The 10,417-nt window shown below is 65.5% G+C and carries 10 protein-coding genes; 8 read left to right on the top strand and 2 right to left on the bottom strand.

Going from position 1 to position 10,417, the window contains the following annotated elements; genetic code table 11:
* The first annotated feature begins 91 nt into the window (after nt 1-91).
* The 6 genes from ACFWV8_RS19745 to ACFWV8_RS19720 all read left to right on the top strand — a co-directional run bounded on the left by ACFWV8_RS19745 (nt 92) and on the right by ACFWV8_RS19720 (nt 6,213).
* Nucleotides 92-910 carry an enoyl-CoA hydratase/isomerase family protein gene (locus ACFWV8_RS19745; protein WP_329390590.1) on the top strand — a complete coding sequence of 273 codons (819 nt, stop codon included), beginning with the start codon at nt 92-94 and terminating at the stop codon, nt 908-910.
* 13 nt (nt 911-923) lie between these two features.
* Nucleotides 924-1,703, top strand: a complete 780-nt coding sequence (locus ACFWV8_RS19740; RefSeq protein ID WP_384203523.1) for an enoyl-CoA hydratase/isomerase family protein — start codon at nt 924-926, stop codon at nt 1,701-1,703.
* Nucleotides 1,696-2,196, top strand: coding sequence for a flavin reductase family protein (locus tag ACFWV8_RS19735; protein WP_384203520.1), 501 nt, complete (start codon nt 1,696-1,698; stop codon nt 2,194-2,196). Before ACFWV8_RS19740 ends, ACFWV8_RS19735 begins: the two co-directional genes overlap by 8 nt.
* A 46-nt stretch (nt 2,197-2,242) precedes the next feature.
* Complete coding sequence (locus tag ACFWV8_RS19730; protein WP_384203517.1) at nt 2,243-4,069, top strand: AMP-dependent synthetase/ligase; 1,827 nt, start codon at nt 2,243-2,245, stop codon at nt 4,067-4,069.
* A 430-nt stretch (nt 4,070-4,499) separates the two neighbouring features.
* Nucleotides 4,500-5,498 (top strand): LysR family transcriptional regulator, encoded by a 999-nt coding sequence (locus ACFWV8_RS19725; protein ID WP_384203515.1) that lies wholly within the window; start codon nt 4,500-4,502, stop codon nt 5,496-5,498.
* Between the two features lie 52 nt (nt 5,499-5,550).
* Nucleotides 5,551-6,213, top strand: coding sequence for an adenylate kinase (locus ACFWV8_RS19720; protein WP_384203512.1), 663 nt, complete (start codon nt 5,551-5,553; stop codon nt 6,211-6,213).
* Nucleotides 6,214-6,553: 340 nt separating this feature from the next.
* Here the strand turns inward: ACFWV8_RS19720 and ACFWV8_RS19715 are convergent, their stop codons facing one another.
* Entirely contained in the window at nt 6,554-7,006 is a 453-nt protein-coding gene (locus ACFWV8_RS19715; protein ID WP_384203510.1) for a Zn-ribbon domain-containing OB-fold protein, read from the bottom strand.
* Between the two features lie 294 nt (nt 7,007-7,300).
* Between ACFWV8_RS19715 and ACFWV8_RS19710 the strand changes: the two genes are divergently transcribed.
* Nucleotides 7,301-7,984, top strand: coding sequence for a TetR/AcrR family transcriptional regulator (locus ACFWV8_RS19710; RefSeq protein WP_384203508.1), 684 nt, complete (start codon nt 7,301-7,303; stop codon nt 7,982-7,984).
* Nucleotides 7,985-8,059: 75 nt separating this feature from the next.
* The gene (locus ACFWV8_RS19705; RefSeq protein WP_384203505.1) at nt 8,060-9,376 is read left to right on the top strand and encodes a cytochrome P450; all 1,317 of its coding nucleotides are present in this window, start codon (nt 8,060-8,062) and stop codon (nt 9,374-9,376) included.
* Between the two features lie 183 nt (nt 9,377-9,559).
* On the opposite strand, the gene ACFWV8_RS19700 is transcribed toward ACFWV8_RS19705, so the two are convergent.
* A complete protein-coding gene (locus tag ACFWV8_RS19700; protein WP_384203502.1) occupies nt 9,560-10,060 on the bottom strand; it encodes a hypothetical protein in 501 nt (166 codons plus the stop codon).
* Nucleotides 10,061-10,417 lie beyond the last annotated feature (357 nt).

Raw genomic sequence — 10,417 nt, 5'->3', positions numbered from 1 at the left:
GCCCACCCAACGACATCCTCACCGACATCCGCACCGCACGCCCCGCCCACCAACAAGCACTCCACCAACACCACACCAAGGAGACCCCACGATGAGTGACCTCTACAAGCACGGCACCGGCGACGTCCTCGTCGAACGCCGCGACGACGGTGTCCTCCTCATCACGATCAATCGGCCCGAGCGGTACAACTCGCTCACCATGCCCATGTTCGAGGAGATGAACCAGATCTGGGCCGACGTCGAGCGCGACGATCAGACCCGGGTCGTGGTTGTCACCGGAGCCGGCAAGGCATTCTGTACCGGGATGGACGTGGCGCAGCCCGATCCCACGCCCGAGCAGACGCTCGCGATGCTGGAGACGGAGCGCAAGCGGGTTGCGACGGTCCTGCGCATCGAGAAGCCGATCATCTCCGCGATCAACGGTCCCGCAGTCGGCTACGGCCTGTCGACCGCGCTCCTCGCCGACATCAGCATCGCCGCGGACGACGCGGTGCTGATTGAGGGCCACACCAAGGTCGGCGTGACGGCCGGCGACCACGCCGCACTCATCTGGCCACTGCTCGTCGGCATGGCCAAGACCAAGTACTACGTGCTCACCTCCGAGAAGCTGACCGGTGCCGAAGCCGAGCGGATCGGGCTTGTGAGTCTGTCCGTTCCCCGTGAGCAGGTACTGCCCCGTGCTCTCGAGGTCGCGTCCCAGTTGGCGCGTGGTTCCCAGCAGGCTCTCCGTTTCACCAAGCGCGCGCTCAACACCTGGCTCACCAACGCGATGCCCCAGCACGAACTGTCCTCGGCGCTCGAGATCATCGACTTCGCCAGCGCCGACTACGCCGAAGCGCGCCAGGCCTTCCGGGAAAAGCGCCCCGTGGACTTCCCCTCCGCTCGCATCGCCGGCGCCCCGGCGAACTAACCCGGAGACGAGCATGACCGCAGGTTCACACGACACAGCGCTGAGCGTTGTCCACGCGTCCGACGAAGCGGACGGCGTGGTTGTCATCACTCTGAACCACCCGCCCGCAAACGCACTCAGTGACTCGCTCGTCAGCGACCTGACGGCGAAGCTGGAGACCCTCGCCAAGGGTCCTGACGCCCCCGCGCTGGTTCTGACGGGCGCCGGCGAGCGCTTCTTCTGCGCGGGTGGCGACATGAAGGAGGCCGTCGACTTCAATGCCGCTGCGATGGCCGGGCGGATGAAGTCGTTCCACGCGCTGCTCTGCGCACTGGAGAACTATCCCCGGCCGCTGGTGTGCGCGGTTAACGGCTGGTGCGTCGGTGGCGGTATCGAAATGGCGTTGTTCGCTGACGTGGTGTACTCGTCGACTACAGCGCGTTTCGTCTTCCCCGAGATCAAGCACGGAATGCTGCCGGCCGTAAAGGGAATCGCTCAAGTGCGTGAAATCCTTGGTGACCGCGCAGCCCGGCGACTCCTGCTGGGTGGAGATCCCATCGATGCATTCGATGCGAAGGCGATAGGCATCGTCGACCAGGTGGTCGACCAGGACGACCTGCTCTCGACTGCGCTGGCGGATGCGCGCAAGGCAGCCGCGAACCCGTCTGCCGTGTTCGCGGCGCTCAAGCGGGCTCTTCACTCAGGGACTGCCAGTTGGCCGGACGAAGAACAGCTCCGCGTCACGGTTGCCGACGCGCGCACAGTCTTCCTTGACCCTGCCGCCCGAGCCTCCCGCGAGGGATACAATGGTTGATCAATTTCAAGGACTGGACCCGACTGCCTTCCGTTCGGCATTGGCCCAGTTCCCTTCGGGCGTGACGATCGTGACGACGCGAAGTGATGAAGGAACGCTGCACGGGTTCACCGCGAGTTCCTTCGCGGCCTTGTCCATCGATCCACCGCTCGTCTTGGTTTGCCTGGACCGGGGGGCGGACTGCTTTCCTGTTTTCATGGCGGCCAAGCACTTCGTCGTGAACATCGTGACGGACGCACACGCGGAATTGGCGATCAAATTCGCGACAAAGGGTGAGAATAAGTTCGCTTACGGCAACTTCGAATTCGATGAGGCAGGTCACCCACTGTTGCCCGATGCGGCGGCAGTCATCCGTTGCAAACTGGAGCAGGCCGTGCCAGGCGGAGATCACATGATCCTCATCGGTCGGGTGCACGACGCGCGGACAGGTAGCAGCAAGCCGGTGACCTGGTACAGAGGCGGCTTCCTCCCTATTGGGGAGAGTGCAGCATGAATCTCATCGGGCCCGGTCTTGTCAGCTCTGTAAGAGAGGCCATCTCATGGATCTGACCAATTTCCAACCGACCCGGACGCTACCGGGGCTGCTGCTCGATCGCGCGAGCCGAGAGCCTGACACCGTTGCGCTGCGCTACTGGCGTGATGGTGCTGCACAGACGGTCACGTGGCGGTCGTACGCGGACCAGGTACGCTCTCTGGCGCTCGGCCTCGCCGCGCAAGGTGTGAAGCACGGTGATCGCGTCGCGGTGTTGAGCAGCGCCCGCCCGGAGTGGGTGTTCGCCGCGCTGGCCGTGCAGAGTGTCGGCGGCGTCGTGATCGGCGTGTATCCGACCAACTCACCCGCCGAGATCGAGCAACTCCTCGTACACAGCGAGGCGGTCGCCTTCGTCGGGGAGACGACGACAGACCTCACCAAAGTCGCGGGGATCGCCGCACGCACACCGAAGCTGCGGCTCGTGGTCGGAATCGACGACGCTCCGCCGGTGCTGCCCCAGACGATCAAGGGGACAAGGTGGGAGACGCTGCGCGAAGAAGGAGCACGGTACGCCGACGGCCCGGATCGCCTGTCCAAGCTGGTCTCCGCGGGCTCTCCCGATGATGCCGCCGTGCTCTTCTACACGTCGGGGTCCACGGGAGCGCCGAAAGGCGTCACACACTCGCACCGCACGATTCAGCACTCGGTTCAGACCGTCATCGGCCTCTATCCACAGCTGATCAGCCGCGATCACGATGTGGTGGGCTTCCTGCCATTGGCCCACGTGGCGCCGGCGGTAGTTTCGGTTTTCACGCCGCTGCTCTCACGGCTGGTGGTCACCTACTGCGGCATCCCTGACTACGAGGATGTCCTGCGCGCGGTACGGCCGACAGTAGTGCTCTGGCCGCCGCGCTTCTACGAGAAGATCGCCGGCGAACTGATCGCACGGCCAGAAACCTGGTCGGGACTCCGCCGCTACGCCTATGACGCCGCGATGTGGGTGGGCCGCAGGCTGGCCGAACTCCGCTGGTCTCGTCGCCGACCCTCGCTGTTGCTGCGGATCGCGTACGCTGCCGCCCTTCGCGGAGTGTTCCTGCCGCTACGGGCAACCGTCGGAATGGATCGCGTCCGGATTGCCTACACCGCATCTGCCGCGATGCCTGAGAGCGTCCTCGCGATTTGGCAGATCTGGGGGCTCGACCTTCGCGAGTGTTACGGCCTCACCGAGACCGCCGGCACGCCCATCGCACACTTCAATGAGCAGTTCCCTCGGCCGGGCTTCATCGGCAAGGAGTTTTCGGACCCGCGCTTTCTGGTGAAGGTCGCGGACGATGGAGAAATGCTGCTCCGCGCGCCGCTGCTCTTCGACGGATATTGGCGCAACCCTGCGGAGACCGAGGCTGTTTTCCAGGATGACTGGTTCTGCACCGGTGACCTGATGGAGCGCACACCCCGGGGCGACATCCGGCTCATCGGCCGCAAGAAGGATGTGATCATTACCCGCGGCGGCAAAACGATCAATCCTCAGCCCATTGAAACCCGGCTGAGGGAAAGCTCGTTGATCAACGAAGCCATCGTCGTCGGCGACGCCCGCAAGTACCTCACTGTCCTGTTCGAGCCGAGCACCACTGCAGACGCCCAGTCGGCGGAAGCGCTGGCCGAACGCCTGCGAGCGGAGGTGGATCGGGTCAACGCAGACCTCGCCCGCGTAGAGCAGTTGAAGGACTTTCGCATCCTGCCGCGGCCCCTGCAGGTCGAGCACGGAGAGCGGACTGTGAACGGCAAGATGAAGCGCAATGCCGTCGTGCGCTCGTTCGCAACGCTGATCGACGAGATGTACGGCGCGAACGATGACGCGGCAATCGCGAACCACGTGCGCTCCAAGCCGAACTAGATGGCTGATTCCACGAAGATCGCGTGAAGTGAAGTCGGGCCGCAGGCGTGGGAGGAGGGCGTTCATGATCTATGTGCGAGCAAAGGATTGGACACCCTTCTGATGGCACGCTCCGTGTTGAACGACGACCGGGCGGTCGTTCCCCACGCCTGACGGTGCCTTCATCTGCGGCTGATGACGCCGGCGGTGGCCCAGGTGCCACTGCGCCTTCGGCGAGCTGCGCTGGATCCGGCGAGAGTCCTCCATCGCCGATGGATGAGCCACATTCCCGAACCCGCCGACTCAGGCCCGCTGCCGCAAGGGGCTGTTTCTGTACCGCGGGAGAGCCCAAGCCGAGGAGTACGCAGAAGGTCGATTCCGGGTCCAGACCGCAGGTTCAGTCGTGATTGCCCGTCCACCCGTGGGTGAAGCACTAGCACTAGGTGGTGCCATGCCGATTCCTGACTTGACGCTCCAGCAGCTTCGCGCAGTCCGGACCCTCGCCGCATCCGGCAGCTTCACGAAAGCAGCCGCGGCGGAGCACATCTCTCAGTCGGTCCTCAGCAGAAGGATCAAGGAAGTCGAACGTCTCCTGAGGGTGCGGCTGTTCGACCGCACCACTCGGCAGATCGACACCACGGCAGCGGGGCAGGCCTTCCTGCTCATGACGGGTGCCGTCCTCGACGATATGGACCTGCGGCTGAGCCGCTTCATGTCCTACGTGGCAGCGCAGTCCGGAACCATCGCCGTAGCCGCACTGCCGTCACTCGCGGCGGCTGTGCTGCCGGAGATGATCCGCGGCTTCATGCTGGATCACCCCGAGGTGGAGTTCGAGATCATAGATGGAGCCGCGGATGACGTTGTCGAACGCCTCGCTGGTGGAACTGTCGAACTCGGTCTGACCGCCCATGGTGACCTGCGGGACAACTTCTGCTTCGAGCCGCTGCTGCGGGAACAGTTCTTCGGCGTCGCGCACCGCGGCCACCATTGGTCGACGCAGAAGTCCATCTCGTGGTCGGACTTCAAGGGGGAGACCGTACTCGCAACGCGACCCGGAACCAGCATCCGAGCAATCACCGACGCCGCGTTCAGCGAGTACTCAATCTCAGTGAGCGAGCGCTTCAACGCATGCAGCGCAGCGACGATCCGTGGCCTGCTGCGGGCTGGGGTGGGCGTGGCGGCTCTGCCGGCTCTGGAAGTGCAGGGCTTCGGTCTGGATGATCTCGTCGCGGTACCCGTGGATTCACCGGAAGCAACCAGAGTCATCGGCGTGGCGTACCACTGTTCTCAGGACCTCTCGCCTGTCGCGGCTCGCTTCTTGGATTTCATGCACGCGGCCGAGATCGACTCTCCGCGAGGAGTCTCCCGCGTTCAGGTCGATGACACCAGCGAAGACACACTCACCAGTTCAGGGTGCAGTTCGGAACATGAGGTCTGTCTCAAGCCGTGAAGCAGATCGAGAGTCGGCTCCAGCAGCGCGATTACGAAGGGTTCCTCCGCTGATGCGTATCGTCCTCGTCGGGCCGCCGGGTGCCGGCAAGGGAACGCAGGCTGCGTTCCTCGCCAAGAACCTGTCGATCCCGCACATCTCCACGGGCGACCTGTTCCGCGCCAACATCAGCCAGCAGACGGAGCTCGGGAAGCTCGCGAAGTCCTACATGGACGGGGGCAACCTGGTGCCGGACGAGGTCACCATCGGGATGGCCAAGGACCGCATGGAAAAGCCGGACGCCGAGAACGGCTTCCTGCTGGACGGTTTTCCGCGCAATGTGTCCCAGGCCGAGGCACTGGACGAGATGCTCCAGTCCGAGAGCATGAAGCTGGACGCCGTCCTGGACCTCGAGGTCCCCAAGGAAGAGGTCGTCAAGCGGATCGCCGGGCGGCGGATCTGCCGCAAGGACTCCAGCCACGTCTTCCACGTGACGTACAGCCGGCCGAAGAAGGAGGGTGTCTGCGACGTCTGCGGCGGCGAGCTGTACCAGCGGGACGACGACTCGCGGGAGACGGTCCGCAAGCGGCTCGACGTCTACCACACGCAGACCGAGCCGATCATCGACTACTACAAGGCGCGCGGCCTGGTGGTCACGGTCTCGGCGGTCGGCACGGTGGAGGACGTCACGACGTGCGTCATGGAGGCGCTGAAACCTGACGAAGACGGCAAGTAGGCGTTCATCCGCGCGCTATGGCGGCCCATGATCCGAGGGCTCGATCCCTTTCGCGCTGGGCAACAACGAGTGGGTAGAACGGGGCAGCTGAAGGACCCGGAGACTGGCCACTCTCCCGGGGCGACCAAACTCGGCTGCCGGCGGAAGCTGTTGGTCATGTGATCTGGCGATCCACGACGCTGTCTTGCATCGCGGTGGACGCAGACCTCTCTTCGGGCGAGACCAGGGCGGACGCGAAGGACACGTTCGTCGTCGCCGACGGCGCCCGCGCGATGCCTCTCCCCTGAGGAGAGCTGGAGAGTGATCGTTGGCTTGCTGGGCAAGCAGCGCTGTTGCCCGTTCAATGCCGCAGAGACTCGGTGAGGCGGAAGAGGAGTGTTTGAGCGCCGGACTCCACGCCTTGTGTCAGACACACCGAGACACCGAGCCGCACGCGCGGCGGCACACCGATGATCTTGGAAGTCACCCAGAATCCCTCGTCCATGTCGATGGTGGCGAGCACGCACCGTCTCCCGAAGCTCTGGGTTGTGGCCATGACGTGGCGGACGACACCGATGCCGCAACTACGCTCCCGGGCAAAGTCGGTTGAAGCGCAGACGGGACACAGCAGACGGCGGAAGGCAGGGGTCTGACACCAGCGACAGCGCTGGAAGTACAGCCCTTCCTCCCCGACTCCGCCCAGCGACACCTGCTCGAGGCGTTCCGCGTCTGGGGGCACGACGCTCGAACCGGCCTCCTGCTCAACGGGGGCGCTGTCCGTGGTTTCGATGGTTTCGATCGCTGCATAGAGCACGGCGTCTCTCCGTCCTCGGTCCCGAAACGACCCGCGACGGGGCGAGGGCTCACCGATCACGGCTGAAGCACGTCGCACCGTTGTGGTGGCGTGCACATACACAGTATGGGACTGAGTCCCGCAGGTAAAGTACTCAGTTCCGAAAATTGTGAGGGCTGGACGCGGGGACGCCTGCGCGCGCAATGGTCATGCCCCACAGCCTGTGTCTGGTAGCCGATACCCGCAGCGCGGCATTCAGTCCCATCAAGGTGACGAGTGGCGGCTGCGTGGCAGGACAGGGAAGGATGAGCGCTCATGAGCAAGCCACCTGCACGGATCCGACTGGCAGACGCCGCGTTCGCGCTCTTCGACGAGCGCGGATACGAGCAGACGACCGTCGACGACATCGCCGAGCGAGCGGGCCTCGGACGCACGACGTTCTTCCGGAACTACCGCTCCAAGGAAGACGTCATCTTCCCGGACCACGACCGGCTCCTGGAGCTGATCAGAGAGCGGCTGGCGACCTCCAGCAACAACACCGCTCTGGTCGCCGTCTCGGACGCGGTCCGGCTCGTCCTGCTGCACTACGTGGACGAGGGTGACCTGGCGAGGCAGCGATACGCCCTCACGAGCAAGGTGGCCACCCTGCGGGACCGGGAGATCGCCAGTGTGGCCCGCTATCAGCGACTGTTCCGTGAGTTCATCGCGGAGTGGATGGGTGGCCCGACAGAATCGGCGTCGCTACGGGCCGAACTCATGGCCGCCGCGGTGGTCGCCGCCCACAACCACGTGCTGCGTCGATGGCTGCGGGGCGAGTCGTCCGACCCGGTCGCGGAAGTGGACGAGGCGATGCGCGAGGTGCTCGCTCTCTTTCCGGCACCCGGCTCCTCACCGGAGCGCGGCGGTGGCACCACTGTTGTCGCGTTCAGAACCGGGCAGGACATCGACAGCCTGCTTCCCTCGTTGCGGCGTCTTGTGAAGGACGGTGGCGGTCTCTGAGGCCGGCGCATCTTGATCGAGTGATGCCGCGCACAGCGGAGACAGGAGCGCGTCTTCGCGTGTTAGCTTCCGGCCGTGGCTTCCCCGGTCCCGCACACCTTCCCGTCCCGCAGCGAACCCGCCGGAACCAGTCCAGGAGGCTGCCCGGCGGCGCTCGGCACCCGTGCTCCGCTCGACCTGCTCGATCTGTTCGGCGACGGTTTCGTCCGTGACCCGTACCCCTGGCTGGGTCGGCTGCAGGCCGAGGCTCCTGTGCACTACGACTCCGGCACCGGGTTGTGGCTGGTCAGTCGCTACGACGATGTGCGCCGGGTGTTGCTCGCCCCGTCCGTGTTCCGCCCCGACAACGCTCTGCACGCCGTCGCCCCGCTGTCGGTCGGGGCGTTGAGGATTCTCGCCCGGGCCAACTTCACGCTCCCGTCCGCGCTCGCCAACAACGGCACTGCCAGCCACCCCGGACTGCGCCGCGTGGTGACCCGGTTCTTCAACGCCGAGCGTGTCGCCGCAGCCGTCCCGGTCATCCAGCGCGTCGCCGAGGATCTGCTCGACACCGTGTGTTCGGAGATCGACGCCACTGGTCGCTGCGAGCTGTTCAGCTCTTTCGCGCAAGTGCTGCCGTGCCGGGTACTGATGGAGCTCCTCGGCATCGAGGGAGTCGCTCCGGCCACCTTGATTCGCTGGAGTGATGCCTCGCTGGAGCTGTTCTGGGGCAGGCCCAGCCCGGACAGGCAACTCGAACTGGCCGAGCTCGTCGGCGAGTTCCACCAGTGGCTGACCCGCACAGTGCGCGGTGCCGCCCCGTCCACCTCGTTCATCGGCGCGTTGGCTCCCCATCGTCTGCCCGACGGCGAGCCGCTGGACGTCGGGACAGCGGTGGCCGCCTGCTTCTTCGTATTCATTGCCGGACAGTCCACTACCGGGCAACTCATCGCCACGGCACTGCGCCGGGCTCTCATTGAGCCGGGGCTCTGGCAGCATCTGCCGCGCCGTACAGGTCTGGCCGAGGCATGGGTGGAGGAGATGCTACGCCGCGAGCCACCGGTCACTACTTGGCGCCGGGTCACCGTTCGCTCCACCGAACTGGGCGGGGTGCACATCCCTGCCGACGCGCAGTTGCTGCTGATGTTGTTGGGCAGTGGATCCGACCCGGAGATCTTCCCTCACCCGGAGCGGATGCGTCTGGATCGGGCGAATGTCCGTCATCATCTCGCCTTCGGCGTCGGTCGTCATCGTTGCCCGGGCGCGTCCCTGGCGCGCACAGAGGCAGCGGTGGCATTGCGAGTAGCGGCCGGTCGTCTGCCCGGAGTACGGCTGGAGGAGGGTGTAACCGAGCCTCCGATGCTGGGCCTGCTTTCGTTTCGGGCCCCCCTCGACGTCACCGTCAGTCGATGAGCCGACGGCAGCCTGCCCTCTGACCGGCCGCGCAACCATGGGATGAGACTCAGTGCCGACGTCGCCGGCGAGCCGCATTCGCTGACGCTCCGGCCGTCTGCCGCGCTGCGCCACTTCCCGTCGCAGGACTCCGGCAAGGTGAGACGTCTGACGCCGCACCCTCAAAGAGGGAACCGAGTTCCCTCACGATTGGTTCTGAGTGTCATCCGTATGAGGGGTGCGGCGAGGCCAGACTTCTTCGAGTTGCTGCACTAAGCGCCACATGGGGGCGTCGGCGCGGGCCACGACGACGACAGATTCCGCGCCGCTGCTCCAGGTGCGGTGCACCAGGTCAAGGGCGCTGTCCACGACCACAGTGGCATCGCCGGTGCCTCCGGAGCGGAGCCAGGCACGCAGTCCGTAGTTGTGGGCCGCTACAACCGCTGCGGCTGCCGTGCAGGCGCGGGCACCGCCGTCCGGCAATGTCGCGAAGCGGCGCTCCAGATACGAGGCCAGAGCCCGCTCGTACTGCCAGACGACCGAGATCTCGTGGTTCTTGAGAGCGGGCACACTGCGGGTCAGGGCGTAGCGCCGCACGGAGAAGTCCGGGTTGGCGGCATACATACGGAGGACCAGCCGGGCTGCCCCGCATGCCCGGGCTATGGAGTCGGGGTCGACAGAGCCCTGGTTCAGGTAGTCGACCATCCCGGCGAGCGCTCGCGCGCTGCTGGGGTCGGCCGATCTGATCGCTCACAACAAGAACGTATACCCCCTTCCACATGATGGCACTCAGCGCACATAACGAGGGTACTGAGTACCAACAGAGCGAGGTGTCCTGTGCTCGGCTTCGACCTGAGGAGCACGCCATGCTCCATGCCGGGGCCCGCGAGGCTGTCGGCGGAATCTCCGCACCGTCGCACTTCACCCGCTTCAGGCCCAGCTCAGCCGGTGCCGGACCCACGGCGTCCCCGTCATGAGGCACCCCTCTGAGCACCGGGCCCCACGGCACGGCAGAACGAGCCAGTGAGCAGAGCCACGCACTCTGACGGTCCTCTTCCCAGC

Origin of the sequence: Streptomyces sp. NPDC058665, assembly GCF_042714995.1 — a bacterium.
GTDB lineage: Bacteria > Actinomycetota > Actinomycetes > Streptomycetales > Streptomycetaceae > Streptomyces.
The sequence above is the reverse complement of the archived record's forward strand: the minus strand, read 5'-3'. Positions and strand labels throughout refer to the sequence as shown.

Coding starts and splice junctions, on each gene's coding strand:
- ACFWV8_RS19745 (WP_329390590.1), top strand. CDS start 92: ATGAGTGACCTCTACAAGCACGGCACCGGCGACGTCCTCGTCGAACGC.
- ACFWV8_RS19735 (WP_384203520.1), top strand. CDS start 1,696: ATGGTTGATCAATTTCAAGGACTGGACCCGACTGCCTTCCGTTCGGCA.
- ACFWV8_RS19730 (WP_384203517.1), top strand. CDS start 2,243: ATGGATCTGACCAATTTCCAACCGACCCGGACGCTACCGGGGCTGCTG.
- ACFWV8_RS19725 (WP_384203515.1), top strand. CDS start 4,500: ATGCCGATTCCTGACTTGACGCTCCAGCAGCTTCGCGCAGTCCGGACC.
- ACFWV8_RS19720 (WP_384203512.1), top strand. CDS start 5,551: ATGCGTATCGTCCTCGTCGGGCCGCCGGGTGCCGGCAAGGGAACGCAG.
- ACFWV8_RS19710 (WP_384203508.1), top strand. CDS start 7,301: ATGAGCAAGCCACCTGCACGGATCCGACTGGCAGACGCCGCGTTCGCG.
- ACFWV8_RS19740 (WP_384203523.1), top strand. CDS start 924: ATGACCGCAGGTTCACACGACACAGCGCTGAGCGTTGTCCACGCGTCC.
- ACFWV8_RS19700 (WP_384203502.1), bottom strand. CDS start 10,060: ATGGTCGACTACCTGAACCAGGGCTCTGTCGACCCCGACTCCATAGCC.